This window comes from Streptomyces sp. NPDC050121 (assembly GCF_044460385.1).
Classification (GTDB): Bacteria; Actinomycetota; Actinomycetes; order Streptomycetales; family Streptomycetaceae; genus Streptomyces; species Streptomyces soliscabiei.
The window spans coordinates 228,187-253,441 of record NZ_JBITJV010000014.1 but is presented as its reverse complement, the minus strand read 5'-3'; the positions used below and the strand labels follow the sequence as shown (position 1 = coordinate 253,441).

The window sequence follows — 25,255 nt, the reverse complement described above, 5'->3', positions numbered from 1 at the left end:
TCCAGCCCGACCCACTTGATCGAGTCGAAGCCGATGCCGTCCCAGGTGGTGAAGGCCAGGGCGATGGAGGCCAGCGCGGTGACCCAGACCAGGGTTACGTGCAGGATCGTCGGCACGCCGGCCATCAGGCCGAGCGTGAGCCGGTCGCGGCGGGTCAGCAGGCGCCGGTGGCCCTGCGGGATCCGCTTCTTGGGGGATGCGGTGCCCGGAGGCGGCACGGCGGCCGCCTCCGGGGTCTTCGTGGTGTCCACGGTCATGGTGTCGGTGCTCATCCGCTTCAGAAGGAGGGTGGGTCTCAGCCGGAGGCGAAGATCGTCTTCTTCTGACGCTCGATCGACGTCAGCAGGCTGTCGATGCCCTTGGGGTCGCGGACGAACTTCTGCAGCGCGGGCTGCATCACCGTGGAGGTGAAGTCCGGCCGGCTGTCGCGGTCCATGAACTGCGTCAGGTGCTTGGCGCCGCTGATCATCGCGTACGCCTTCTGCTGCAGCGCGGAGTACGAGGAGGTGTCGGCCATGGAGGAGGCGGCGACGAGACTCGGGTCGGACTTCAGGTAGATCTGTTCGGCTGCCGGGCTGCCCAGGTACTCCAGGAGCTTGAGCGCACCGGCCTTGTTCTTCGGGGCCTTGGAGAGCATGAAGCCGTCGGTGGGAGCCTCGACGGTGTCCTGGCCGTATGCGGAGTCGATCTCCGGGAACGCGAAGAAGTCGAGGTCGTCCAGATCGGCCTTGTTCGTGAACTGCTGTGCCACGAAGCTGCCAAACAAGTACATGCCGGCCTTCTTGGAGACGAGGGTCTGGGCGGCGTCCTGCCAGGTGCGGCCGACGGCGCCGTCCTGGTGGTACGGGAGGATCTCGGCCCAGTGGTCGAAGGTCTTGCGGACCTTGGCGTCGGTCCAGGAGGCCTTGCCCGCCATCAGCTCCACGTGGAAGTCGTAGCCGTTGGTGCGGAAGTTGATCTGGTCGAAGGTGCCGAGCGCGGGCCAGGCGTCCTTGTCGCCGAACGCGATCGGGACGAGCCCGTCCTTCTTCATCTGCTTGCAGAGCGCGACCAGCTGGTCCCAGGTGGTGGGGACCGTGTACCCGTGCTGCTGGAACACGCTCTTGCGGTAGAAGACCCCCCAGATGGACGTGGAGATCGGCACGAAGTAGTACTTGCCGTCCTCGCCCTTGCTGAGCGCCTTCATCGCGTCGGGGAAGTTGCCCCCGATCTTCTGCCACACGTCGTCGATGGGGGTGGCGAGCTTCTTGGCCGCGAAGAACTGCATGCGGTAGCCGGCGAACCAGTTGAACACGTCGTCCGGGGTGCCCTGGAGGTAGGAGTTGATCTGCTCCTGGAACGTGTTGTGGTCCTTGGTGTTCACGTCGACCGTGATCCCGGACTGCTTCTTGAACGCCGCGTAGATCTCGGCGAAGGCATTCTTCGGGACGGCGTCGGAGGCGTTGGAGCCAAGGGTGACCGTCTTCGAGTCGGCAGCGGCGCCGCTGGAGCCACAGGCGCTGAGCAGGGGTATGCCGGCCCCCAGGACCGCAGCGCCGGCGACGCCGCGCAGGACGGTGCGGCGGCCGGGAGAAGGCATGGGGCGACCGATGGAGGAAGAGTGCATTTCGGCTCCTGACAGGGTGACCCGAGCCCAAGACGGCAGGTCGACCCGCGGGGTGCGGCTGGGAGGTGGTCGTCAACGCGACCCAGACTCAACACGATCGAACAAATACGACCGGCGGTTGCGAGGAAGACTGAACGCTCCCGGGAGCAGCTGTCAAGACCCTTCATCCCGGACACAGGACCGGCCGCACACGTCCGGGAGTCCGGCGCCTGCCCGTCGGGCCGGGGGCGACGGCCCCGCTCCGTGAACACGGCAGCAACTGATCACATGCGACTTGACCAGCGCGTATATATCCTGCGAACGACGCCGCGCCGGCCGTTGCGGCGCCTCGCGCCGGACGACGGCACTCCCCCGGATCCGGCGCCCTCCATCGAAATCGATGCCGCACGGACCCTTGACGTACAGCTCTCGACTACGTAGACATGACCACGCGGTCAGACCGCGTGGTCATACGGTTGACCAGGATCGATGCAGATGTGTGACCTTCGGGAGACTTCATGGCACCAGCGATGGGCGAGTACGAGAGCTCATCCGCGCCGCGCAGCGCGGACGTGGCCCGCCTGGCAGGGGTGTCGCGCAAGACGGTCTCACGTGTACTCAACAACGAGCCCTATGTCTCCGACGCGGCTCGCCGAAAGGTTCTCGCAGCCGCCGAAGAACTCGGCTACCGCCTCAACCAGGCGGCGCGCACGCTGGCTTCCGGGCGCACCGGCTCGATCGGCGTGGTGGCCCTGGGAACCGTCGGGTACGGGACCGCTTCCCTTCTCGTGCACATCGAGCGGGCCGTGCGCGATGCCGGCTACGCGCTCCGTGTGGTCAACACGCCGGACGGCGACCCGGTGGGCATCGCTGGCGCCGTGGAGTCGCTGCTGGAGCAAGGAGTGGACGGCGTCGTCGTCTCCGAACCCATCGTGGAAGGAGACGTCGGCGTACGCGTCGACGTGCCGGTCCTTTTCCTTGGTGCGCCGCCGGCGTTCTCGGCCGCCCGGACGGTGACCATGGGCGTGGGCGCGCACGCTTTGGCGCGGGCGGCGACCGAGCATCTGCTGGACCTGGGGCATGCGACTGTTCACCACCTCGCCGGTCCACGCCGGTGGTACGCCACCAAGGACCGTATAGAGGGATGGCGGGCGGCGCTGGCGGCGCGGGGCGCGCACGAGCCGCCGCTGCTCAACGGTGACTGGTCGCCCGCCTCCGGATATGCGGCGGGCTACGCTCTGGCCTCGGACACCTCGGTGACCGCGGTCTTCGCCGCGGGCGACGAGATGGCCATCGGCCTCATCCACGCCCTGCGGGACGCAGGGCGGCGCGTGCCCGAGGACATCAGTGTCGTCGGTTTCGACGGCAATCCGGTCTTCGCCTATGTCTCCCCTCCCCTGACCACCGTGCGTCAGCCCTTCGAGGCCGCGGCCCGGGAAGGCATCCGCCTGCTCGTGCACGCGATCGAGAAGCCCGACACCGACCTGCCGCAGGCGAGCGACCCACCGGTCCAACTCGTCCTCCGCGGCTCGACCGCGCCGCCGCCGTCCCACCAGGACAAGACGGTGCAGCGCACCGTCTGAAAGGAACCCCGGCAGGGAGAACACCCGCACGCCCGGGCACCGCTTTGCCGCTCGCCGGCCGTCTCACCATGAGGCCGGCCGATCCCCGTCGCCGCGCCGCCGACGTCTTTCTGCACGCCAGCCGCGGCCTGCGGGCTCGCCGCCTCCATCAGGATCTTTCCGGGGCGGCGGGCGCCGAACCACACCATCCCTTCCCTGTTCTGGGAGCCGCACCATGTCCCCTGTTCTGTCGGTCGTCAGACCCGGCACCGCTCAGCGTTCCCGCCCCGCCACCGTCCTGTTCATGATTCTGGCGCTGGTCGTCGCCGCGGCGACGGTGTTGCTGCCCGCCGCGGACCGGGCGCAGGCCCTGGCCCGTCCCTCGCAGACGATGTACACCCCGCCCGCGGGCGCACCTTCGCCCGGTTCGCTGTACCCGCGAGCGGTACGCCTGCAGCACAACGGATCCGCCAACGGCACCCTGCTGGCCACGTTCGAGCAGTACACCTCCGGCACGCCCGTCTTCCCGATCTACCGCAGCACCGACAACGGCAACTCCTGGAGCAGGATCTCCGACGTCGCCGACACGCAGAACGGCTGGGGCATGCGCTGGGAGCCCGAGTTGTTCGAACTGCCCACGGCGGTGGGCGGCTTCCCGGCGGGAACCATCCTGGCCGCCGGCGCCTCCGTTCCCTCAGACCGCTCGGCCATCAAGATCGATGTCTACGCCAGCACCGACGGCGGACAGACCTGGACGTTCGTCAGCAACATCGCCACCGGCGGCGCCGCCTTCGACACCAACGGGAACACGCCCGTCTGGGAGCCGTTCTTCCTCTACGCCAACGGCAAGCTGATCGTCTACTACTCAGACCAGCGCGACCCCGCCCACGGCCAGAAGGTCGTGCACCAGGTCTCCACGGACGCCCGCACCTGGGGCCCGGTCGTGGACGACGTGGCGATGCCCACCTACAGCAACCGTCCCGGCATGCCGACCGTCGCGAAGCTGCCCAACGGCAACTACATCATGACGTACGAGTACGGCGGTGCCCCCGAAGGCAACTTCTCCGTCTACTACAAGACCTCCTCCGACCCCGAGGCCTTCGGCTCCGCCACCGGCATCCCCCTGCGGACGACGGACGGCGTGGTACCCCAGAGCGCTCCCTACGTCACCTGGCTGCCCACCGGAGGCCCGGGCGGCACCCTCGCCGTCAGCGCCAACAGCGCCGACGACCTGTTCATCAACACCCAGAACGGCGCCGCGAACACCTGGACGCGCATCAACGCCAACGTGGCCGGCGGCTACAGCCGCGGCATGACCCCCCTCTCCGACGGACACAGCCTGCTGATACTCAGCGGCGGCCGCGGAGGCAGCAACCTCTCCAACCCCGTCACCTACAGCACGATCGACCTGGGCGGCGGCATCTCTGACGGCGCTGCCTACACGGTCTCCAACGCGGGCAGCAGCCTGATGCTGACCATCGCGGGCGGCTCCACCGCCAACGGCGTCTATGCCACCCAGCAGAACGCCGACAACGCCGGTGACCAGAAGTGGAGGTTCGTCCAGCAGCCCTCCGGCTACTTCAAGATCTTCAACGTGGCGAGCGGCAAGGTCCTGGGCGTGGAGAACCAGTCCACCGCCAACGGCGCCAAGATCCTTCAGTGGGACGACAACGGCACCGTCGACCACGAGTGGGCGGTCTCCCCGAACCCCGCCGGCGGCTTCTCCCTCGTCAATCGGCTGACCGGCAAGTACCTGGAGATCCCGAACGCCTCCACCACCGTCGGCACCACCGCCGGGCAGTGGGACACCACCAGCTGCGCCTGCCAGCGTTGGAACCTCACCCAGACCGACCTGCCGTCCCTGGGCACGGGCCAGTACGTGCTCGTCAACAAGAACAGCGGCAAGTACCTCGACATCCCCAACGCTTCCACCGCCACCAACACGGCCGTCGACCAGTGGCAGAACTCCGCCTGCGCCTGTCAGTTGTTCACGTTCCAGTCCGCGGGCAGCGGAGCCTGGACCGTCAAGGGTGTCAACAGCAACCTGAATCTGGACATTCGTAACAGCTCCACCGCCGCGGGAGCCACCGTCGTCCAGAACACGCCCTCCACCGCCGACTCCCAGAAGTGGACCCTCACCGACGCGGGCGGCGGCTACTACAAACTCCGCAACGTGAACAGCACCCTCGTCGCCGGCGTCGCGCAGTCCGCCACCGCCAACGGCGCAGCCGTCGTGCAGTGGAACAATGTCAGCGTCGACGACCAGCTCTGGAAAATCGTCCGTATCAACTGACGACTCCACCCGGGTCACGACCAAGCGCGGGGACCGCCAGCGAGGCGACCCCCGCGCCTGCCGTCCGCCTCGGCCAATCGGCCGAGGCGTGAACCTCCTGCCCGCGACCGACGGCACCACCGCGAAGCGGACCCACCGGCAGAGCTGCCTGCACGTTGCCAGCGTCACAATGCTGCTCGTGCTGGCCGTCGCTGACGTGCTCATCGCCGTCACCAACAACAAATTTCTCTGGTCGGTGTTCCTGCTCCTGTCGCTCGGACTCCCGGCCCTTCCCTGGCCTTCCGCCCATCGGCCCGCGTGGGCCACCCCCCACTGCGAGCCGCCGTCCCCGCGGCTGTGTCCCTCTCACTGACCACCCTCGCCACGACGACCGAGCGAAATTCGTATGTTCGGCCCTGGGGAAGTGGCGGTCCTGCTCTGCCTGCTGCTGATCGCCGTCCGTACCTGCCCACCACGATGGGCAGGCCCCTGTGCCGTGTTCACCCAGGAGGCCCAGCACCGGTGGCCCGACGAGGAACGCGACGTAACCGATGGTCGCGACGAGCCGTCTCGTCCGAGCCCGACTCCCCCGCGGCGGAGAGCGCGCGAGAAAAGCCGAGTGAGGCACCCAGCCCCCACAGCAGCACGGAGAAACAGGCCACCACCGCGTTGAACGACGCGATCACGAGGAGTAGGCCCAGTGCCCCCGCGACTGCGCTGACGCGCATGACCGGGCCACGGCCGAAGCGACGCAGGAAGGAGGCGGCGGCGAACCGTCCCGTTCAGCCCCAGGTTCCAGCGGGAGCCTCCAGGTCTCACCGCTGTGGCACCGGCCATCGCGTCGACCGTCGCCAGATCGCGGGCGAGCCGAAGTCGCTGACCAACAGCAGCCTGGCAGGGACGCTCGTGGATCACTGTCCAGAGCGCTCTCGCCTCCTGGCCGGTAAGGGAGTCCAAGTCAAACGCGAACGGGCAACGGAGATGCTCGACAAACTGGCCGCAGACATTCTGGTCCGGGCACGGGTCGGCCTTCGCGGCGGACCTACGACTGCCGCTGCCCCGGTTGACGGCCGTGGCGGAGCCGCCTCGGGACGGCTCTGTGCGTTGGGCGCCATCGACCGCTCCCGTGATGTACCCGCCCCGCCCACCTCGCCGAGGGACGGTTCCCCGCCTTCTCAGCGTGCACCGCTGCTCAGGGCTGCGCGCGGCCTCGGCCATGGTCGGCGGCGTACGCGTCGAACACTTCCGTCGGCGTTCCGCCCGTATGGAGAAAACGTTGGTCGAGGATGGCGGCGAGGTCTTTCATCGCACCGGCGAGCAGGTCGCCGGCCAGTCGCACCTCCGGCCGCTGGGCTGCCTGTCCGCGTTGGGCGAGGGCTTCGGCATAGCCGACCATGGCCGCGAGCGACGAGTGGTCCTCGCCGTCGTGGAAGTAGTACGCCTCGGCATACTGGGTGAAGTCGATACGGACGCGTACGACTTCCGTGGCCAGGCTGTCCAGCAGCAGCGCTCCCGCCGTGCAGTCGATCTGCTGCGGCGTCGGGTCCGCGTCGCGCAGCAGTGCCAGCCGGATGGCCAGGACCCTCCTGCGGGTCAGCGCCGGGTAGATCTCCAGCACCCAGGAGACGGTGGCCGTCAGGAGGGCGAAGCCGACGAGGGCTTCGAGCGGGGAGACCAGGCGGAGCCAGCCCTCAGCGGGTGCGATGTCCCCCAAGCCCAGGGTGGCCACCGTGACGAGCGACAGGTACAAGGAGTCGAGCAGCGCCGGCTCCTGTGCCGCCCCGGAACCGGGTGAGAAGGTGAACGCCTCGGGCATGTGGGGCCAGTAGACGATGGCCCAGCCGAGGATGACGGTGACGGCCCACATGCTCACCACCGTGACCATGGCGAGCGGACCGACGAGACCGACCACACGCCTGGGCGTGCGGAAGCGCCGGGCCAGCCGCCACAGCGCCGTCATGACGAGGCGGCTGAGGCCGCCGTGGCGGGTGGGATGCCAGAGGGTGTGGAACAGGTCCCGCAGGGTGATCATGACAAGCCCGGCGCCGGCCAGCGAGACCAACCACTTCATCCACGTCTCCCACAGCCCTGTCGCCTGAAGCGGAACTCCGTCTTCGGAGCCTATGGCCTGTCCGCGGATCGTGCGGCAGACGTGGGGCCCGGCATGCCTGTCCGCGCGGGACGGCTCTCCGGCAGCACCAGCGTGCAGGTCTCTCCCGGAGCGATGGTGACGGCCCGGTCCGGGAGTACAACGCGGATCGGTGTCTCCTCCGAGTCGGGTATGCCGATCTGCAGCCGGTCGCTCCGTCGCCGTACGGCGACGCCCCAGTGGCCGCGGTAGCGCAAAGAGAATCCGTATGCGGAGAGGGCCGGAAGAGGCACTGGGTCCAGCCACAGGGCGTCCTCGCGCGTCTCCAGTCCCGTCAGGCCGCGCTGGACCAGGTCGAGGGTTCCGGCCATGGCTCCGAGATGGATGCCTTCGCCGGTCGTGCCGCCCTGGATGTCGGCGATGTCCGCCTCCAGAGCCTCCTGGATGTACTGCCACGCACCGGCTCGTCTCGCCTTGACGAGGACCAGGCCGTGCACGAGCCCGCTGAGGGTGGAGCCGTGGCTGGTGCGCCGCAGGTAGTAGTCGACGGTCCTGCGCCAGACCTCGTCGTCCAGGTAGTACCCGAGACGCCGGAACAGGTCCCGCAGTTCGGCGGGCGAGAAGAGATAGCCGAGCATCAGAACGTCGGCCTGCTTGGACGCCTTGTAGCGGTTGACCGTGTCGCCCTCCGCCTCCAGGATCCGGTCCAGCCGCCGGATGCTGTCGTAGCGCGTCCGGTAGGCGTCCCAGTCCAGCTCGGCGAGGTCGTCGTAGCCCTCGAACTGGCTGATGACACCCTGGTGCAACGGCACCGTCAGCCGTCGGGAAACTTCCTCCCATTTCGCCAGTTCCTCGCCGTCCAGCCGGATGCGATCGAGCAGTTCGTCCCGGCGCCAGGCGGGAAGGCGCCGCAGGAGGTCCAGGGCGCGGGTGAGGACCCAGGCGGCCATGACGTTGGTGTACGCGTTGTCGTCCAGCCCCGGCAGGGCGGCGCCCGGATAGGAGTCGTGGTACTCGTCGGGGCCGACGACACCGCGGATGCGGTAACGGTCCGTGGCGGGGTCGAGGACCGCGAGGTCCGCCCAGAAGCGGGCGATCTGCAGGAGCATCTCCGCGCCCTTGGTGTGCAGGAACTCGGTGTCGCCGGTCGCTTCGCAGTACTGCCACACGTTGTAGGCGATGGCCGATCCCACGTGGTGCTGGAGCCGGGAGTGGTCGGGCAGCCAGCGCCCCGAGGAGGGGTTGAGATGCCACTCCTGGGTCTCCTCGCGGCCGTCGCTGCCGCTCTGCCACGGGTACATCGCCCCGCCCCGGCCGATCGCGGCGGCGTCCCGGCAGGCCCGTGGGAGGCGCCGATAGCGGTAGTTCAGCCGCGCCCGGGAGACCTCCGGAAAGTGCAGGTTGAGATACGGCAGGACGAACAGCTCGTCCCAGAAGACATGGCCCCGGTACGCCTCGCCGTGCAGCCCCCGGGCCGGGACACCCACGTCCAGGTCCGCTGTGTGCGGTGACAGCGTCTGCAGGACGTGGAAGAGGTGGAAGCGCAGCACACGGCCGGCCCGGCCGGGAACCTGGATGTCCGCGCGCCGCCACAACCGCTCCCAGGCTGCGACGTGGGAGTTCAGCAGGGCCGGGAAGTCCCCCGCCGTGAACACCCGGTCGAGCACTGCCTGAAGCGGGTCGCTGATCGCCGTGTCGCGTGAGGTGTGCAGCGCCACGGTCTTCTCCACGGTGACGGGTCGGCCGGGGGCGATCGGGACCACCAGGCGGTGGACGGCGCGGTGGCGGGCGGGACGGAGCTCGGACGAGACCGATGACCGGCCGACGACGACGGTCCGGGCGGCCATGGCGAGACCGATGTCCGAGGTGCTTGTCCGGCAGCTCAGCCAGACCGTCCGGGGCTCCTGGGCCCCGGTCCGTACACGGGTGACATGGTGACTGTTGAGGGCGCGGTACCGGTGCACATTGCCGTTGATCACCTCCCCGTCGAGACCGGACTCGATCTCGATCTCGCCCGACCAGTCCTCGGCCGTGAACACGGTCCGCAGCGCGGCCAGATGAGGGTCCGCCATGTGCACCAGACGGACCTGCTCCACGCTCAGCACACGCGCCTTGTCGTCCTGAAACCGGAAGGTGCGCGTCAGCGTGGCTCGGCGCAGGTCCAAGGTGTGCCGGTGGTCGGTCGCCCGCTGAGTGTCGGGGGAGAACCACGGGCCCGCCGATCCGTCGGCGGAGCGGAGGCGGAATCTCAGGAGCAGCCAGTTCGGGAGGTTCACCAGGTCCTCGTTCACAACCCGGCGTCCCGCCACGGTCGACTCCAGGCGGTTGTAGAGCCCGGCCGCGTAGGTGGCCGGGTAGTGCGTCAGGCCCGCTCTGCACTCAGGCACCGCGCCGCGCGTGGCGAAGTAGCCGTTGCCGAGCGTGCACAGCGCTTCGCGCAACTGTTCGACAGTGGGGTCGTATCCCTCGTACTCCCAGGTCCACTGCGACATTCGGCCGACCTCGCCCTCTCCCCTTCACGACGCTCTGCGGAGGTTCAGGTTCGCTGCGGGACAACGGCGACCGGGCATGCGGAATGATGCAGCAGGGCGTGGGCGACCCGGCCGAGCTGGAGACCGAAGTGGCCGTGCCTGCGCAGTGCACCGACGACGATCAGGTCGGCGTCGGCCGATGCGTCCAGGAGGACCTTGTGAGCGGGGCCCTCGACCGGCTGGCGATGCACGTCGATCCGGGGGTGGTCCCGGTCGGCGTCGCGCAGTGCGTCGGCGAGGAGAGTGGAGGCGCGTTCCTCGTGGGCCGAGACGGCATCGTCTGCGACCAAGGGCTGGTCCACGTGTTCGTGGGCGGGGCGGCGCCAGGCCCGTACGGCATGGAGTGCGCAGCCGCGCGCCTCGGCTTCTTGGAAGGCGAATCGTACGGCGGCAGAGCTTTCGGTGGAGTCGCCGACGCCGACCACGACCCGGCCGTGGGAGCTCTGCCGGTTCCGCTCCCCGCCACGGACCACGACGACCGGGCAGACGGCGCGGGCGGCCACCGTGAGGCTGACCGAGCCCAGCAGCATGCCGGCGATCTCACTGCGGCCACGGGATCCCGTGACCAGGGCGAAGGACTCATGGGCGGCGTGCAGCAACACGGACACGGCGTCGTCAGGCAGTACTTCGCTCGACACCTTCAGCTCCGGGTTGCGCCGCTGGGCGCGGTCCGCGCAGGACGCGGCGATGTGCCCCGCCATGATCTCTTCGGACGGGCGGCCGTCGCTGAAGGACGGGCGGGCTCCCTCGTACCGCTCCCACAAGGAGGCGTAGACGATCCGCAAGGGCAGTCCGTGGCGGGCCGCCTCGTCCACCGCCCAGTCCACGGCCTGCAGGCTGGAATCCGATCCGTCGACACCCACGACCAGCGGGAGCTCCATCCTCCCCACCGCCTTCCTGCCAGCGAACCGCGAGACCTCCTGTGAATACCGTGACACCGCCCTGGGCCCATCGCGACACGAGGACCGACTTCGTGCCACGCGGACCGGCGGGGGCACAGATCTCCGTCCCAGTTGCACCGCGCCGGTTTGCGGCCATCGTGGAGTCATACCGCAGGGACGAAGACAGCGGTGGGTGTGCCCAATCGCCGACACGCGCCATCAAGCCGACGAAGACCACGGCCCCGCACGGTGAGACGTCCGTGACCGGTCACGAAGCACGCCCTCCGCTTTCGAGGCCATGGAGAAGGGAAGGCCACAGTGGTTGCGAGGACCGGCGTATTCGGCGCCCTGACCAAGGAGCACCGCGAGCAGCTCATGCCGCTCGCACGTGAGGTGTCGTTCGCGACCGGCGAGCGCATCTTCAACGAGGGCGGAAAGGCCGACCGCTTCTGGATCATCCACACGGGCACGGTCGCTCTCGACCTCCACGTGCCCGGCCGGCAGGCGGCGGTCGTCGAGTCCCTCGGCCCCGGAAAGCTCCTCGGCTGGTCCTGGCTGGTCCCTCCCCATCAGTGGCATCTGGGGGCCGAGGCCGCCAGCCCGGTGCGTGCGTACGAGTTCGACGCGGCGGCGGTCCGTGAGTTGTGCGCGAAGGACCCGGGGCTGGACCACGAGATGTGCACCTATGTCTCCAGGGTGCTCGCGCGCCGGCTCAGGTCCGCGCGCGTGCGGCTGCTCGACCTGTACGGGCCCCACGGCGCCGGCGAGGTGCCCTGACCAAGCGAGATGAGGTGGTGTGTCATGCCCGAAACTCCGCACATCGTGAGCGATGTGATGACTCAGACGGTCGTGGCCGTCGGACGCAACGCGCCCTTCAAGGAGATCGTCCAGACCATGGAGCAGTGGAAGGTCAGTGCCATGCCGGTCCTGGAGGGCGAGGGGCGCGTCATCGGCGTCGTCTCCGAGGCCGACCTGCTGCCCAAGGAGGAATTCCGCGAAGTCGAGCAGAGCCTTCACGAGCAGCGACAGCGCCTGGCCGATGTCGCCAAGGCCGGGGCGACGACGGCCGGGGAGCTCATGAGCACTCCCGCCGTCACCGTGCACCCTGACGCAACTTTGGCCCAGGCCGCCAGGATCATGGCCGTCCGGAAGGTCAAGCGGCTGCCCGTGGTCGACGACATCGGCATGCTCCAGGGCATCGTCAGCCGCGCCGATCTGCTCAAGGTCTTCCTGCGGTCGGACGACGACATCGAGGAGGAGGTCCGTCGCACCGTGGTGTCCTACCTCTTCCCGGCCTTCAGCCACGCCATCCACGTGAACGTGCACGAGGGAGTCGTCACCCTCCGCGGACACATCCACGACACCTCCCTCATCTCCGTCGCGGTGCGCCTCGTACGCGCCGTGGAAGGCGTCGTGGACGTCGAGCCCCTTCTCACCGGCGAATCCACCGCTCCGGGCCGACCGGCGGGCGCGCGGTAAGCCGGGAGCCGCCGCTGCCCCTCCAATTGAAGGCGGGGCGTCTTGGCCCGGGGTTCGCCTGGTGGCGACCAGCGGGCGGTCGTGCGGGCCGGCACCAGCTCGCCGAGACTCATTCCGCAATGATCACCATCAAGACCACCACCTTTTCGCCAGTACCCGCCTTGCGATCGCCGGACCGGTCTCGGACCGCTCCGCCCGGCGGGCGACCCGACGCAGGCCAAGCACCGAACTGGTGCTCGCCCGGCAGTCTGCCCACTGATCATCCACCAGCCGACCCACGAGGCCGGCACGCCTCGATCTCAATCGCTCCCAAGGTCGTTTACTGATCGGCCGGACCGATGCGGCGTCCCGTAAGGCGCGTGGGCTCTATCGAGACCCACATCTCGCGTTCGCCCCCGGGCCACGGCGTGGTGTGAGCACGATCGGCCAACTGCCTCACCGCGTCGGGTTCGGTGACCACCCGCGCGGATCCGACGACGAGCACACTCCAGCCCTGGCTCATCGCCTCGTCCACATGGTCGACCTCGAAGGCGACTTCGGATCCCACAGCCCTCGCCGGGACCGAGTCCGGCTTGGTCCGGAACGCGATCGCGCCGTCGACGACCTCGTAGTTGACCGGAACCACGGCCGGCCCGCCCGGCGTCGATACCGCGACACGCCCCACGCCATGCGTCGAGAGCAGATCGCGGCATTCCTCCGGACTGAGATCCCGCAGCTGAGGGTGCAACAGCGCCTGGCCTTGGCCGGGAGGGAAATCGATCCCTGCCCCGCGCAGAGCGGTGACAGTGGTGCCCAGCGCGTCAGCCAGCCTGATCAGGGTCGCCACCGTCGGGTCGGCGGGATGGTCCTCCAGGTACGCCAGGTAGTGAGGAGACATGCGGGCACGGCGGGCTGTCTCATCCAGGCTGAGCTTCTGCCTGTGACGCTCGACGGCCACGCGCCGACCGATATCGCCGGGGTTGGACTTCCTTGTCGGCGCGGCTGCGGACACGGCCTTCGCCGCACCCGTGTCGGGCTGGGAAGACGTGTGAGTGCTCCCAGGCTGTTCGTGCTCGACATGGCGGATGTGTGCGTCTGGCCCGGGGAACACGAGCGTCACTTCGTCGGTGTCCGACCAGCGCACGTCGTAGGGAGGTGTTCCGTCCTCGTGGTGAAGTCCGACGATCTCGCCGTCGCGCTTGGCCCAGGTCGTCGGGCTTTCGATGACGAGTCGGTCGCCGAGGTGAGCTCGCATGATCGCCGCCCTCTCCTCACAATGGTGCTGTATCCAACGTGCCACGCATGACACGCCGCCGCATGGGACGACAGGCCCACCCCACGCGCGAGCGGCTCAGCTGATGTCAGCTCCCGCCGGGCCGGTCAGCCGCTCCTTCAGGTACGACATCGCCATGGTGACCTCGTACAGATCAGTGGCCACCGCATCGGACATCGGCGTCACCTCCTCAGAACCACCACAGGGCCCCGGCCTGTCACCGGTGGAACCTCGCGGACCACTGCGGCTCCACAAGGTGCCATTCGGCGTCCCACTGCGCGTACCTTCTGCGGTTCAGCGCCAGACGCACGCCTTTACGCCCCACCACGAAGGCGGCGTAGACGCCGGCCGCTGTCATGCCGCCCGACAGCCAGCCGGTGGCCGTGGCGTTGTCTGCGGACATCGGCGGGCCCTGAACGGTTTCCGCCCGGTCCACCCAGATCCGCACGGCCGAGCCCGCGGTCGTGGCCAGCGGTACATAGGTGGTTCCGATCTGCCGCCGGCCATCCCGCCCAATCCAGCTGACCTTCACCTTCTGCTTCTCGTCCGCGGCACTGCCCGGTGCTGCTCCGAACGCCGAGGTCACTCGTGCGGTGATCTGGTGCCGTTCCGCGGACTGGGCTTGGACGGTGCGCATCGTGGACTCGTAGGCAGCCAGACCCGCGCTCACCGAAGCCGCCGGCAGTCCGAGGGCGAGTACCAGGAGCAGCAAGCCGGAGCACCAGGCTTCGACGCGGTCGGACGTACGTCTCAGCGGGTTGGCGCGCTTGGGCCGGTCCTGCTTGTGGTGCGGCCCGCGCGAACCGGATGCATGCGGCGAATCCTGTGCGCTCATGGTCTGCCTCCAGCAGTTGCCGGCGCCTCCCCACCGCCTCGGTGCCTTCCTCACCACCTTCCAAGTGCGGCAGAAGCCGGTCACGGGGTCGAAGGTCCCTCCCGCCCGACCATTCGGCCCACCCCGCCCGTCCCTGTCATATCTGCGGAACGACCGCGATCGGACACGGCGCGTGATGCAGCACCGCGTGGTTGACCAGACCCAGCTGCAGACCGACGTGTCCGTGTCGTCTGCGGGCTCCGACGACGAGCAGATCAGCGCCGGCTGCGGCTTCCAGCAGCGCCCGTCGCGCCGGCCCCTCGACCGCCTCACTGCTCACCGGAACATCCTGATACCGCTCCACGGGGTCGCGCAGCGCGTCAGCGAGTACTTGCTTCGGCGGGCGCCGGAGGGCTCGGAAGGTGTATCCGGACAGGCCCGGCGGCCCGGGGTTCCCGACCGGGACGCTCCAGGCGTGCACCGCCACCAGCCGGCAGCGCCGCACATGGGCGTCGCGGAACGCGAACTGCACGGCCGTACCGCTGCCTTCGCCGTCCTCGACCCCGACGGCGACGCTCCCGAACCGGCTGTCGCGATGCTCCGCCCCACCGCGTACCACGACGACCGGGCAGTCGGCGTGGGCGGCCACAGCCAGGCTGACCGAGCCCAGGAGCAGCCCGGAGAGATCCCCCAGCCCCCGGGATCCAAGCACCAGGGCGAAGGCGTTGCGCCCTTCGCCGACCAGGGCAGACGCCGCGTCCTCATGCACCACCTCACTTGAGAGCCGCACAGCCGGTGCACGCTTCCTGGCTCGCTCCGAGGCGACGGCGGTCAGATCGGGCACCTCGTGATCCGTCACGGCCGCGTGCAGGACATGGAGGGGCACGTCGTGCCGAAGTGCCTCGTCCGCTGCCCAGTCCACCGCCTCCAGGCTCCTCTCGGATCCGTCGACGCCGACCACCAGGGGAACCACCACCGCAGCCACCTCCTCCTTGTTCGACCTCACGCCCCGGCAAACGCCGCCTCGCCGGGGGAGCACATGCGCCGCGAGGAGATCTGGGGTAGTCCTCGGTGTAGAAGCGCCGTGGCGGTGCGCGGCCCCACGGCCGACCTGTACGACCATCGACGAGCAGCGGCCACAGCAGGCGCCGGACGGTGACCACGCTTACCGTTTATTCCAGCTTCCACCGATACGGAGGCAGTCGCCATGGAACGAGTCCTCACCGTGGGCCTCGACGGCTCACCCGAGAGCCTCGCCGCCGCCCACTGGGCCGCCGACGAAGCCGAGCGGCGCAAGCTCACCCTGCGCCTGCTCCACGCCTGGCCCCTGCTGGTGCCGGAACCGACGCGCATCCCCGCGGAAGTCGACCAGAACTACTGGGCGAAGCGGCTCATGCACAACGCCCAGGTGGAACTCCAGGCCCGCCACCCGGGCCTCGCCGTCGTGGGCAACCTGGTCGCCGACGACGCCCAGAACGCACTGCTCCAAGCAGCGTCGGAGTCCGAGATGCTGGTCCTCGGCTCACGGGGCCTCACTCCCGTGGAGAGCTACTTCCTCGGAGACATCAGCATGCACGTCGTGGCCCACGCCGAACGGCCCGTCGTACTGGTGCGCGCCGAACGGCGGGAAGAAGGACACCCGCCCGAATCGGGGTCGCCCGGTGCCGTGGTGGTGGCCCTGAAGTTGAACGCTCCGTGCGACGACCTGCTCGACTACGCCTTCACCGCTGCCGCGGCGCGGGGCGTGCCCCTGCGCGCTGTCCACGGCCGCAGCGTGCCGCTCCATGCGTACGCCCCTTGGGGGGTGGACCACACCGTGACCCACGAGGTCCGGCAGGACGCGCGGAAGGGGCTGGACCAGGCGCTCCGCCCCTGGCATGAGAAGTTCCCTGGCGTGGTCGTGGCCGAGACCGTCCGCCTCGACAGCCCTGCCAGGGCCGTTGTAGGGGCCTGCGAGAGCACCGACTTCCTGGTTGTCGGCCGGCGCAGGCACCATCCGCCCGTGACACCACGTCTCGGGCCCGTGGCCCAGGCCGCCGTCCACCACGCGCGCTGCCCGGTCGCCGTCATCCCTCATGACTGAGCCGAGCCGTTACGGGGAGTCGCAGGCGGCGGTGCGAGCCGACGGGTTCGCACCCGGGCCCGATGCCGCCGCCGGTGCTCCGTCGCTCCCGCGCGCCGAGGTGCATGAGACTCACACCGCGGTGGTGCTCTTCGTCGGGGACCGCGCCTACAAGGTGAAGAAGCCGGTCGACCTGACGTTCCTCGACTACACGACGGTGGCCGCGCGGCGGGCGGCGTGTGAGCAGGAGGTCGCTCTCAACCGTCGCTTCGCCCCCGACGTCTACCTCGGCGTCGGCGAGTTCCACAGCCCGGACGCGGACGTGCCCGAACCCGTCGTCGTGATGCGCCGCATGCCCACCGAACGCCGTCTCGCCCGGCTCGTACGGCAGGGCGTCGACGTCGACGACGCCCTGCGGGCGATCGCCCGACTGCTCGCCGCCCACCACGCGAGCGCCCCTCGCGGCCCGGAAGTGAACGAGCAAGGTACCCGCGACGCGCTGGCCTCGCGCTGGGAGGCGAGCTTCGCCCAGGTCCGCGCACTGTCCGACGACGGCACCGCACCCGACGGCGTGCCGGAGACCGTACGCCTCGTGCGCCGATATCTCGCGGGCCGAGAGCACCTGTTCGACATGCGGATCGAGCAGCGGCGGGTGGTCGACGGTCACGGGGACCTGCTCGCCGAGGACATCTTCTGCCTCGACGACGGCCCGCGCGTCCTGGACTGCCTGGAGTTCGACGACGCTCTTCGTTACGTCGACGGCCTCGACGACGCCGCCTTCCTGGCCATGGACCTGGAACAACTCGGCGCCCCGCAGGCCGCGGCGTTCTTCCTCGCCGAGTACGGCGAGTACTCCGGCGACCCGGCGCCGCCGTCCCTGCGCCACCACTACGTCGCCTACCGCGCGTTCGTCCGTGCCAAGGTCTCCTTGATTCAGGCACGCCAGGGCACGCCGGGAGCGGAGGCCGCCGTTCGCCGGTTGGTCACCGCCGCCCTGCAGCACCTGCGCGCCTCCGCCGTCGGCCTGACCCTCGTCGGCGGCCTCCCGGGCAGCGGCAAGTCGACGCTCTCCGGAGCGCTCGCCGACCGCCTCGGCGTCACGCTGCTCAGCAGCGACCGCCTCCGCAAGGAACTGGCGGGCATCCCGGCCGAGCAGTCGGCAGCCGCCGCCTACGGCGAGGGCATCTACTCACCCGAGTGGACCGACAAGACGTACGCGGCTCTGCTCGACCGCGCGGCGAGTCTGCTGTCCCGCGGCGAATCCGTGGTCCTGGACGCCACGTGGCACGACGCGCAGCAACGGGAAGCCGCCCTGCGCATGGCCGAGCGCACGCACGCCGACCTGGTGGCCCTGCACTGCCACGTCCCGAGCGAGATGACGGCCGCCCGCCTGGCCACCCGAGCGCCCGGTGTGTCCGACGCCGACCGCGATGTGGCCACCGCCATGGCTGTCACGGAACCCCCGTGGCCGGATGCCGTCGGGATCGACACGAGCGGCTCCTTTCAGGCGGCCGTCGCCCAGGCGTTGGAAGCCATCCGCCCGCACGCCGACAGTCAGGCCCCGATCTTCCGCCGCCCCTACATGGAGCCGGACTAGGTTGACCTTCAACCTGTGGGGCGGGGCCGTTCGGGAGCCTCACGTCAGTGGCGGCGCAAACAGGCACGGTGCCCGCACCTGTCCGCGCCCTACCGGGGCCGCCCTGCATGAACGGGGACCGCTTGTCCCTGGCGAGGAGTGGCGTGCCGTGGCCACATGCTTCCTCGCCACCTTCTCGCTGCTCGTGGGGCACCGGATCCACCTGGCGAAGGAACGGCTGGGGACGCGGCTCCACTTCGCCGACGGCACCTCCGCGCAACACCCCAACTGTTCGTCGGCTTCCCCGGCTTCACCCCGAAACTGTGGCTGGCCCACGACGAGCGCGAACGCTACCGCGGCGTGTACGAGTGGGACGGCCCGCAGCGCGCCGAGCACTACGCGCGTTCCCTGTGGCGGGTTCTGTCCCTGCTCAGCGTGCCGGGCTCGATCCGCTATGCCGTTGAGCCCGGCCTGCGCCGCGACGACGTGATCGCAGAGCCCGGACCGGCCGAGGGCCTTGCCTCACATCACACGAGGCCGGAGCAGACGGTGGCGCCTACAGGCCGGCTGTGGTTCCTCTCCCGCTCGGCGAGCAAGCCGCCCCGGCGGCTGCCGGCCGGTCCGCCACACCTTCGCTCTCGACCGGAGGCACAGGAGAATGCCCCCGCCCGTTCCGTCGGGCCGTGTCCCGCGGCCGAAGTGCAGTCACGGCCCGGCTCGGGGACTCTGGAGATCAGGGGCAGTGCCGGGAGGAGCTCTGCCGGCCCACGGTCGCCGAGCGCCGCGCGTCCGTTCCCGGGCTGGAACACGTCGACCGGCCGTGGACCGTCGACGGCCTGTTCGGCGTGCGGCCCGTGGTCACGGCGCCCCTCTCCGCCGACCACGGTGCGACGGACGGCGCCGTCGGCGCCCGCCACCTCACGGCCGTCACCCGACTCCTGCAGAACCCGGAGCAGCTGTGAACATGAACCGAACCGAAGCACTCGACATGGTCATGGAGTCGATCTCCCGTGTCGTCCCCGGCGCGGGCGCCGCCGCCCTGGGGCCCGACGACGCGTTCCGCGACGTGCTGGAGATGGATTCCCTCGACTTCCTCAGTTTCGTCGAGGTCCTCAGCGAACGGTCCGGTGTCCGCATCGAGGACGAGGACGCCCCCCGGCTCACCACGCTGTCCGACTGTGCCGACTTCGTCCTCACGCGCTCAGTGCCTTTGCACTGATGGCAGCTCTGCAGGCCGCCGGGCAGCAGGTGCCGGCGATGGCGGTAGGGGGACGGATGGCCCCTACCGCCCAGGCCCGACGGGAGCGGAGGCTGGAAGAAGGATCGATGGAGTCGATCGCATCGTCGAGGAGGCGGGTAACGCGGATGAACGCTGAGGCCACCGGCGCGGCTGAGGAGACGCGGGTGCTGGTCGTGGAGGACGACCGGGGTATCGCCGAGTCGTTGGTGCGCGGGCTGCGGCAGGCCGGCTACGCCGTCGAGGATGTCCGCAGCGGCGGGGCCGCCCTGGCAGCCGCCCCTCCCGATGTCGTCCTGCTGGATCTGGGGCTGCCGGACATCGACGGCGTCGAGGTGTGCCGGAAGCTGCGTGCCCGGTCGGATGCCGTGATCATCGCGGTGACGGCGCGGGGCGAGGAAGCGGACCGGGTGGTGGCCCTGGACGAGGGGGCCGACGACTACCTGGTCAAGCCGTTCGGGCTGGCCGAGTTGCTGGCGAGGATCCGGGCGGTGCTGCGTCGGCGGCGCCCGGCCGGGCCGCAGATCGTCCGGCACGGGCCGCTGGCACTCGACCTGCGCACCCGGCAGGTGTCGGTGGGCGAGCGTGCGGTGGCGCTGACGCCGAAGGAGTTCGGCATCCTGGAGTGCCTGGCCGCCGATCCGGGCCGGGTGCTGAGCCGACAGCAGATCCTGGAGCGGGCCTGGGACTCGCACTGGTACGGACCGACGAAGGTGCTGGACGTGCACATCGCGGCGCTGCGCCGCAAGCTCGACGTGCCCGGGCTGATCGAGACGGTCTACGGGCACGGTTTCCGGCTCGGGGCGGTCCAGGCGCCTCCGGAGTAGTCGTGACCCGCCGGATCGCCTGGACGCTTGTGGTCCTGACCTCTGTGCTGCTGGTACTGGCGGTGGTGCCGCTGGCGGTGTCGCTGACGGCGCGTGAGCGTGTCGCCTACCGCGACAACCAGCGCGCAGCCACGAGGGTGATCGCCGCGGCGGCCGAGGAACACCTCTCCGACGGCAAACCGGCCGGCGTCATGCGCAAGGAGATGGATGCCGCCGCGCGGGCGGGGGACTGCGCCGCCGTGTACGACGCCTCCGCGCGCTTGGTGGCCAGTACGCCGTGCGGCGCAGCGCAGGGTGACGAGGCGGAGGAGTCGGTCGAGGATGTGCTGCGCGGACGCGAGCCGGAACCCCCGGAGAGCGAGGGGCGCCTGCTGGTCGCGGAACCGGCCGGTGACGTGCGCGCGCCCGCCGGCGCAGTGGTCCTGGCCCGTTCCGCCGCTCCGCTCGATGCCCGGATCGCCGCGATCTGGGGCTGGTCCGCAGCGATCGGTGTCGCGGGACTTGCCGCCTCCGTGCTGCTGTCCGTCCGCCTCGCCCGCTGGGTGAGCCGGCCCCTGTCGACACTGGACGCATCGGCCCAGCGGCTGGGCGAGGGCGCTCTCGACGAGCGGGCCGACGTGGGAGCCGGTCCACCGGAGGTACGCCGGCTCGCCACCACCTTCAACACCATGGCGGCGCGCACAGAATCCCTGGTGCACGGCCATCGAGCCGTGATCGCGGACGTGTCCCATCAGCTGCGCACCCCGCTGGCCGCGCTGCGCCTGCGTCTCGACATCCTGGCCGCCGGCGCGGACGACGACGCCGCCGCCGATCTTGCCGCCGCCCAGGAGGAGATCTCCCGGCTGTCCCGGCTGGTCGACGGGCTGCTGGCGGTCGCGCGCGCCGAACAGTCCACGCCCCGCCCGACCGCCGTGCCGATCGACGAGGTGGTGGCCGAACGGGTGGCCGCCTGGGCACCCGTCGCCCAGGAGCGCGGCGTCCGGTTGGCCGCCGAGTCCGACGATGTGGCGCCGATCGTCGCGCTGGGGGCGGGGCACCTGGAGCAGATCCTCGACAACCTGATCGCCAACGCCGTGGACGCCGTGCCGTCAGGCGGGAGCATCAGCCTCGACCGCCGTGCGGCCGGAGCCACCGCCCGGGTGCGTGTCCGGGACGACGGTCCCGGGATGACGGCCGGGGCGAAGGCGGTCGCCTTCCGCCGGTTCGGCAACCCCGAGGCCGGCGGTACCGGGCTCGGGCTCGCCATCGTCCACCGCCTCGTCACTGTCAACGGCGGCACGGTACGGCTGGAGGACACCCCCGGTGGCGGGCTGACCGTCGTACTGGAGCTGCCGCTGTGGCAGGAACGCGGACGGGAGCGGGCCGGTGGACCGAGATCTTTACCGGATCCGAAGAAGAGGTGAGCCAGTTCCGCAGAACCGTGAGCACAGCCTGGAGGTGTACGCGGCCGATCCGGCCGCTGACCCTCCAGGAGTCCCGCCATGGCATCTCCGCCCGACGACTTCCCGCCGACGCCCCCACCGACCGGTTCTCCGCTCGCGCGCGATCGCGGCCTCCTCCGCAGCCGCCGTCTGACCCGGTGGATCGCCGTCACCGCGGTGGCCGGCGCGGCGGGGCTGGGGAGCCTCTACACGCACCTGCTGCCAGGAGGCTCGGCATCTCCCGCACCGGCCGTCACCCCATCCGTGCAGAACCCCGCGACGTCGTCCTCCGCCCCTGCGACGGGAGGGACCGAGGGAAGCGACCATCACGAGGACGACGAGGACGAGGGCGCTGCTCCTGCCGCTCAGCCGACGCCGCAGCCTCCTGCCCAACCACCGGCTCCCACCCGGCAACAGCCGCACACGACGACGGGGGCGTCATGACCACGCATACGCCGGCCCCCTCCCCCGCCCAAGCCGTCTTCCCCGCCCTTGGCACCACCGCCACCGTGCTCGTCACCGACCCGGGTGCCCTGCCCGTCGCGGAGGAGGTTCTGCGCACCGAGCTCCGAGCCGTCGACCTGGCCTGCAGCCGCTTCCGGCCGGACTCCGAACTCACCCGCGTCAACCTGGGCGCAGGCACCCCGACGACAGTGAGCGAACACTTCGCCGAGGCGCTCCAGGCCGCCCTGCGGGCCGCCCGGATCACCGGCGGCGCGGTGGACCCGACCGTGGGCAGCGCGGTGATCGCGCTCGGTTACGACCGTACGTTCGCCTCCGTGCGCCCCGACGACGCCCGTCCGGTGCCCGTCGGCCGCCCCGCGCCCGGCTGGCGAAGCATCAGGTGGAACCCGCGCACCCGGCGGCTGTGTCTGCCCCCGCGCACCCGCCTCGACCTGGGCGCCACCGCCAAGGCCCTCGCCGCCGACCGCGCCGTCCACCAGGCCGCCGCAGCGACCGGCCGCGGGGTGCTGGTCGGTCTCGGCGGCGACCTGGCCGTGGCCGGGCCGGCGCCGGAGGGCGGCTGGCGGATCGCGCTCGCCGACGACCACGCGCAGTTTGTGACGGAGCCGGGCCCCGCCGTGGCCGTGACCTGCGGGGCCCTGGCGACCTCCGGCATCCGGGTGCGCACATGGCGGCGCGGCGGGCGCGCCCTGCACCACATCGTCGACCCGGTCTCCGGGGAACCGGCCGCGCCCGTGTGGCGCACGGTCACCGTCGCCGCCGCCACCTGCGTGGACGCCAACACAGCGAGTACGGCGGCGGTCGTGCTCGGCGAGCGGGCCGTGCACTGGCTGCGCTCCACCGGCCTGCCCGCCCGCCTGGTCGGCCTCGACGGCGCCGTCGTGCCCCTCGGCGGCTGGCCGCCCGACTCACCGGCTCCCGACCTCGGAGTTCCGCGATGACGACACTCGCCCTCACCGGCAGCCCCCTGTGGTACGCCAGCCGCGCCGGCGGCACCCTCGCGCTGATCCTGCTCACCGCCACCGTGGTGCTCGGGATCGCCTCCGGCGGGCGGTCCGCACCCCGCCGGATCGGCCGGTTCGGGATCGGGCTGCTGCACCGCAACCTGTCCCTGCTCACCCTGGTGTTCCTCGCCGTGCACGTGGTGACGGCGGTGCTCGATCCGTTCGTGCATCTGGGGTGGGCGGTGTCCGTGGTCCCGTTCGGGGCGTCGTACCGTCCGCTCTGGCTCGGGCTGGGCACTGCCGCGGTCGATCTGCTGCTCGCGGTGCTGATCACCAGCGCGTTGCGGCTCCGGCTGGGGGTGCGGCGCTGGAAGGCCGTGCACTGGCTGGCCTACGCCGCCTGGCCGCTGGCCCTCTTCCACGGCGCCGGAACCGGCACCGACACCCGCCTCCCCCTCCAGCTGTGGCTCTACGCCGCTTGCCTGGCCTCGGTGGTCGCTGCCGTGTGGTGGCGCCTTGCGAAGGCCGGTCCGGGACGGGTGGCCGGTCGTCTCGTGGCCGCCGCGACCGCGATGGCCGTACCGGTGGTGCTGACCGCCTTCCTGGCCGCTGGGCCGCTCCAGGCCGGCTGGTCCCATCAAGCCGCCGCGAACGCGCTCGTGCCCGGGGGTGGCCGGTGAACTCCTCGACCGAGGTGCCCTTCGCGCCCCACCACCGCACACCCGGGCCGGACGGCTCCGGCGCGCGGCTGCTGGCGGAATGGCATGCCACCGGGCGACCCGCCACCTTGACCGACCACCTGCGACGCCACGGGCAGCCTCCCCTCGACGGAAACATTCCGGGGCCGCTGCTGGACGCGGTCGAGGCGGCCGGGCTCACCGGACGCGGTGGCGCCGGGTTTCCGACCGCCCGGAAACTGCGGGGCGTGCTGGGCTGCCGGGGCCCGGCCGTGATCGTCGTCAATGCCATGGAGAGCGAACCCGCCAGCCGCAAGGACCAGTTCCTGCTCGCTGTCGCACCCCACCTGGTCCTCGACGGCGCGGTCCTGGCGGCGACCGAGCTCGGAGCCGACACCGTCCACGTGTGTCTGCCTCGCACCCGCACCGCCCAGCACCGGCAGCTCTGCACCGCCGTGGAGGAGCGACGACGTACCCGCCTCGACCCCGTACGGATACACCTGCACGCCCTGCCGCACGGCTACGTGTCCAGCGAGTCGACCTCACTGGTGAACTGGCTCAACGGGGGCCCCGCTCGCCCGCAGGGCAGCCCCCCGCGCAGCCACGAACGCGGGGTCGCCCGCCGTCCCACCCTCGTCCACAACGCCGAGACCCTCGCCCACCTCGCCCTCATCGCCCGCCACGGACCCGACTGGTTCCGGCAGGCCGGCACCACGGAAGAGCCCGGCACCACGCTCGTCACCGTCTCCGGAGCGGTGGCTGCACCAGGGGTCCTGGAAGCACCGCTCGGCACACCGCTCGCCACGGTGCTCGACCGTGCCGGAGGCCCCACGGGCCCCCTCCGGGCCATCCTGCTCGGCGGCTTCGCCGGCACCTGGCTCCCGGCAGAGAACGTGCACACGCCCCTCGCCCGCCGCGAGCTGGCTCCGCTGGGCGCCGCACCCGGCGCGGGCGTACTCGTCGCGCTTCACCAAAGGGCCTGCGGGCTGACGGAAACGGCCCGGATGCTCGCCTTCCTCGCAGCCCACGGCGCCCGCCAGTGCGGACCCTGCCGGTACGGGCTGCCCGCCGTGGCCGAGGACTTCGCCGCACTGGCCGCCGGACAGGCCCACCCGGAGCTGCTGTCCCGTCTGCACCGCCGGACCGGTCTGCTACCCGACCGAGGCGCCTGCCGCCACCCCGACGGTGCCGCCCGCCTGGCCGCCTCTGCCCTGCGCACCTTCGCCGACGACGTCGACCGCCACCTCACCCACGGCGCCTGCCCCGCGGCCGGCCGGCCGCCGCAGATCCCCGTACCGCCCGCCACGCCCCCGGAGACCTGGCGATGACCCCGACACGGACCCTGCGCATCGACCGCATCGCCTGCACCGGTCGGGGACTGTGCGGCGAACTGCTCCCCGAGCTGATCGACCTCGACGAGTGGGGCTTCCCCATCCTCAAGGACCGGATCGTCCCCGACCGGCTGCGCGCCCACACCCGACGGGCCGTCGCCGCCTGCCCCCGCCTGGCCCTGCACACCGACGACACGTGAGTGGCGCGCGGGCCGACCGCTTCCCTCACGTGTCCCCGGCCGTCGAAGCG

Annotated in this window: 23 protein-coding genes and 2 pseudogenes; 16 read left to right on the top strand and 9 right to left on the bottom strand. The window is 70.8% G+C overall.

Features of this window, described 5'->3' with window-relative positions:
* A pseudogene (locus ACIBTS_RS23055) lies at positions 1-257 on the bottom strand (sugar ABC transporter permease); the annotation flags it as partial.
* A gap of 38 nt (positions 258-295) precedes the next feature.
* On the bottom strand, positions 296-1,606 hold the full coding sequence (locus ACIBTS_RS23050; protein WP_399321716.1) for an ABC transporter substrate-binding protein: 1,311 nt from the start codon (positions 1,604-1,606) through the stop codon (positions 296-298).
* A gap of 497 nt (positions 1,607-2,103) precedes the next feature.
* Here ACIBTS_RS23050 and ACIBTS_RS23045 point away from each other — a divergent pair, with 497 nt between their 5' ends.
* From ACIBTS_RS23045 to ACIBTS_RS23035, 3 genes are all read left to right on the top strand, one after another.
* Entirely contained in the window at positions 2,104-3,168 is a 1,065-nt protein-coding gene (locus ACIBTS_RS23045; RefSeq protein ID WP_399321714.1) for a LacI family DNA-binding transcriptional regulator, read from the top strand.
* 214 nt (positions 3,169-3,382) lie between these two features.
* Positions 3,383-5,440: an RICIN domain-containing protein gene (locus ACIBTS_RS23040; RefSeq protein ID WP_399321712.1), complete on the top strand. Its 2,058-nt coding sequence runs from the start codon at positions 3,383-3,385 to the stop codon at positions 5,438-5,440.
* Between the two features lie 88 nt (positions 5,441-5,528).
* Entirely contained in the window at positions 5,529-5,792 is a 264-nt protein-coding gene (locus ACIBTS_RS23035; RefSeq protein ID WP_399321710.1) for a hypothetical protein, read from the top strand.
* A 123-nt stretch (positions 5,793-5,915) separates the two neighbouring features.
* On the opposite strand, the pseudogene ACIBTS_RS23030 reads toward ACIBTS_RS23035, so the two are convergent.
* From ACIBTS_RS23030 to ACIBTS_RS23015, 4 genes and pseudogenes are all read right to left on the bottom strand, one after another.
* Positions 5,916-6,198: pseudogene (locus tag ACIBTS_RS23030) on the bottom strand (MFS transporter); the annotation flags it as partial.
* Between the two features lie 413 nt (positions 6,199-6,611).
* The gene (locus ACIBTS_RS23025; RefSeq protein ID WP_399321708.1) at positions 6,612-7,490 is read right to left on the bottom strand and encodes a potassium channel family protein; all 879 of its coding nucleotides are present in this window, start codon (positions 7,488-7,490) and stop codon (positions 6,612-6,614) included.
* Positions 7,491-7,540: 50 nt separating this feature from the next.
* On the bottom strand, positions 7,541-10,000 hold the full coding sequence (locus ACIBTS_RS23020) for a glycoside hydrolase family 65 protein (RefSeq protein ID WP_399321706.1): 2,460 nt from the start codon (positions 9,998-10,000) through the stop codon (positions 7,541-7,543).
* Between the two features lie 44 nt (positions 10,001-10,044).
* Positions 10,045-10,920, bottom strand: a complete 876-nt coding sequence (locus ACIBTS_RS23015; RefSeq protein WP_399321704.1) for a universal stress protein — start codon at positions 10,918-10,920, stop codon at positions 10,045-10,047.
* A gap of 375 nt (positions 10,921-11,295) precedes the next feature.
* Between ACIBTS_RS23015 and ACIBTS_RS23010 the strand changes: the two genes are divergently transcribed.
* Together ACIBTS_RS23010 and ACIBTS_RS23005 are read left to right on the top strand one after the other, a co-directional pair.
* On the top strand, positions 11,296-11,697 hold the full coding sequence (locus tag ACIBTS_RS23010) for a Crp/Fnr family transcriptional regulator (RefSeq protein WP_399321743.1): 402 nt from the start codon (positions 11,296-11,298) through the stop codon (positions 11,695-11,697).
* A gap of 24 nt (positions 11,698-11,721) precedes the next feature.
* Positions 11,722-12,399 (top strand): CBS domain-containing protein, encoded by a 678-nt coding sequence (locus tag ACIBTS_RS23005; protein ID WP_399321702.1) that lies wholly within the window; start codon positions 11,722-11,724, stop codon positions 12,397-12,399.
* Positions 12,400-12,718: 319 nt separating this feature from the next.
* Here the strand turns inward: ACIBTS_RS23005 and ACIBTS_RS23000 are convergent, their stop codons facing one another.
* The 3 genes from ACIBTS_RS23000 to ACIBTS_RS22990 form a co-directional block, all read right to left on the bottom strand.
* Entirely contained in the window at positions 12,719-13,633 is a 915-nt protein-coding gene (locus ACIBTS_RS23000; protein WP_399321700.1) for a pyridoxamine 5'-phosphate oxidase family protein, read from the bottom strand.
* A gap of 235 nt (positions 13,634-13,868) precedes the next feature.
* Positions 13,869-14,486, bottom strand: a complete 618-nt coding sequence (locus ACIBTS_RS22995; protein ID WP_399321698.1) for a hypothetical protein — start codon at positions 14,484-14,486, stop codon at positions 13,869-13,871.
* Positions 14,487-14,622: 136 nt separating this feature from the next.
* A complete protein-coding gene (locus ACIBTS_RS22990; protein ID WP_399321696.1) occupies positions 14,623-15,441 on the bottom strand; it encodes a universal stress protein in 819 nt (272 codons plus the stop codon).
* 231 nt (positions 15,442-15,672) lie between these two features.
* Between ACIBTS_RS22990 and ACIBTS_RS22985 the strand changes: the two genes are divergently transcribed.
* The 11 genes from ACIBTS_RS22985 (at position 15,673) to ACIBTS_RS22935 (ending at position 25,205) form a co-directional block, all read left to right on the top strand.
* Entirely contained in the window at positions 15,673-16,548 is an 876-nt protein-coding gene (locus ACIBTS_RS22985; protein ID WP_399321694.1) for a universal stress protein, read from the top strand.
* A gap of 100 nt (positions 16,549-16,648) precedes the next feature.
* Positions 16,649-18,124 carry an AAA family ATPase gene (locus tag ACIBTS_RS22980; RefSeq protein WP_399321741.1) on the top strand — a complete coding sequence of 492 codons (1,476 nt, stop codon included), beginning with the start codon at positions 16,649-16,651 and terminating at the stop codon, positions 18,122-18,124.
* Between the two features lie 662 nt (positions 18,125-18,786).
* Complete coding sequence (locus ACIBTS_RS22975; protein ID WP_399321692.1) at positions 18,787-19,065, top strand: 2-oxo acid dehydrogenase subunit E2; 279 nt, start codon at positions 18,787-18,789, stop codon at positions 19,063-19,065.
* A gap of 2 nt (positions 19,066-19,067) precedes the next feature.
* Entirely contained in the window at positions 19,068-19,322 is a 255-nt protein-coding gene (locus ACIBTS_RS22970; protein WP_399321690.1) for an acyl carrier protein, read from the top strand.
* 146 nt (positions 19,323-19,468) lie between these two features.
* Positions 19,469-20,167, top strand: a complete 699-nt coding sequence (locus ACIBTS_RS22965; protein ID WP_399321688.1) for a response regulator transcription factor — start codon at positions 19,469-19,471, stop codon at positions 20,165-20,167.
* Between the two features lie 2 nt (positions 20,168-20,169).
* A complete protein-coding gene (locus tag ACIBTS_RS22960; RefSeq protein WP_399321686.1) occupies positions 20,170-21,570 on the top strand; it encodes a sensor histidine kinase in 1,401 nt (466 codons plus the stop codon).
* Between the two features lie 78 nt (positions 21,571-21,648).
* Complete coding sequence (locus ACIBTS_RS22955) at positions 21,649-22,032, top strand: hypothetical protein (RefSeq protein ID WP_399321684.1); 384 nt, start codon at positions 21,649-21,651, stop codon at positions 22,030-22,032.
* A complete protein-coding gene (locus ACIBTS_RS22950; protein WP_399321682.1) occupies positions 22,029-22,994 on the top strand; it encodes an FAD:protein FMN transferase in 966 nt (321 codons plus the stop codon). The genes ACIBTS_RS22955 and ACIBTS_RS22950 overlap by 4 nt, the downstream gene beginning before the upstream one ends.
* Positions 22,991-23,677: a ferric reductase-like transmembrane domain-containing protein gene (locus tag ACIBTS_RS22945; protein WP_399321680.1), complete on the top strand. Its 687-nt coding sequence runs from the start codon at positions 22,991-22,993 to the stop codon at positions 23,675-23,677. The genes ACIBTS_RS22950 and ACIBTS_RS22945 overlap by 4 nt, the downstream gene beginning before the upstream one ends.
* Positions 23,674-25,002 (top strand): NADH-ubiquinone oxidoreductase-F iron-sulfur binding region domain-containing protein, encoded by a 1,329-nt coding sequence (locus tag ACIBTS_RS22940; protein WP_399321678.1) that lies wholly within the window; start codon positions 23,674-23,676, stop codon positions 25,000-25,002. The genes ACIBTS_RS22945 and ACIBTS_RS22940 overlap by 4 nt, the downstream gene beginning before the upstream one ends.
* Positions 24,999-25,205 carry a ferredoxin gene (locus ACIBTS_RS22935; protein ID WP_399321676.1) on the top strand — a complete coding sequence of 69 codons (207 nt, stop codon included), beginning with the start codon at positions 24,999-25,001 and terminating at the stop codon, positions 25,203-25,205. Before ACIBTS_RS22940 ends, ACIBTS_RS22935 begins: the two co-directional genes overlap by 4 nt.
* Positions 25,206-25,255 lie beyond the last annotated feature (50 nt).

Coding starts and splice junctions, on each gene's coding strand:
- ACIBTS_RS22995 (WP_399321698.1), bottom strand. CDS start 14,486: ATGAGCGCACAGGATTCGCCGCATGCATCCGGTTCGCGCGGGCCGCAC.
- ACIBTS_RS23025 (WP_399321708.1), bottom strand. CDS start 7,490: ATGAAGTGGTTGGTCTCGCTGGCCGGCGCCGGGCTTGTCATGATCACC.
- ACIBTS_RS22970 (WP_399321690.1), top strand. CDS start 19,068: ATGAACCGAACCGAAGCACTCGACATGGTCATGGAGTCGATCTCCCGT.
- ACIBTS_RS22955 (WP_399321684.1), top strand. CDS start 21,649: ATGGCATCTCCGCCCGACGACTTCCCGCCGACGCCCCCACCGACCGGT.
- ACIBTS_RS23040 (WP_399321712.1), top strand. CDS start 3,383: ATGTCCCCTGTTCTGTCGGTCGTCAGACCCGGCACCGCTCAGCGTTCC.
- ACIBTS_RS23005 (WP_399321702.1), top strand. CDS start 11,722: ATGCCCGAAACTCCGCACATCGTGAGCGATGTGATGACTCAGACGGTC.
- ACIBTS_RS22965 (WP_399321688.1), top strand. CDS start 19,469: ATGAACGCTGAGGCCACCGGCGCGGCTGAGGAGACGCGGGTGCTGGTC.
- ACIBTS_RS23010 (WP_399321743.1), top strand. CDS start 11,296: ATGCCGCTCGCACGTGAGGTGTCGTTCGCGACCGGCGAGCGCATCTTC.
- ACIBTS_RS23015 (WP_399321704.1), bottom strand. CDS start 10,920: ATGGAGCTCCCGCTGGTCGTGGGTGTCGACGGATCGGATTCCAGCCTG.
- ACIBTS_RS23045 (WP_399321714.1), top strand. CDS start 2,104: ATGGCACCAGCGATGGGCGAGTACGAGAGCTCATCCGCGCCGCGCAGC.
- ACIBTS_RS22935 (WP_399321676.1), top strand. CDS start 24,999: ATGACCCCGACACGGACCCTGCGCATCGACCGCATCGCCTGCACCGGT.
- ACIBTS_RS22985 (WP_399321694.1), top strand. CDS start 15,673: ATGGAACGAGTCCTCACCGTGGGCCTCGACGGCTCACCCGAGAGCCTC.
- ACIBTS_RS23000 (WP_399321700.1), bottom strand. CDS start 13,633: ATGCGAGCTCACCTCGGCGACCGACTCGTCATCGAAAGCCCGACGACC.
- ACIBTS_RS23020 (WP_399321706.1), bottom strand. CDS start 10,000: ATGTCGCAGTGGACCTGGGAGTACGAGGGATACGACCCCACTGTCGAA.
- ACIBTS_RS22950 (WP_399321682.1), top strand. CDS start 22,029: ATGACCACGCATACGCCGGCCCCCTCCCCCGCCCAAGCCGTCTTCCCC.
- ACIBTS_RS22945 (WP_399321680.1), top strand. CDS start 22,991: ATGACGACACTCGCCCTCACCGGCAGCCCCCTGTGGTACGCCAGCCGC.
- ACIBTS_RS23050 (WP_399321716.1), bottom strand. CDS start 1,606: ATGCACTCTTCCTCCATCGGTCGCCCCATGCCTTCTCCCGGCCGCCGC.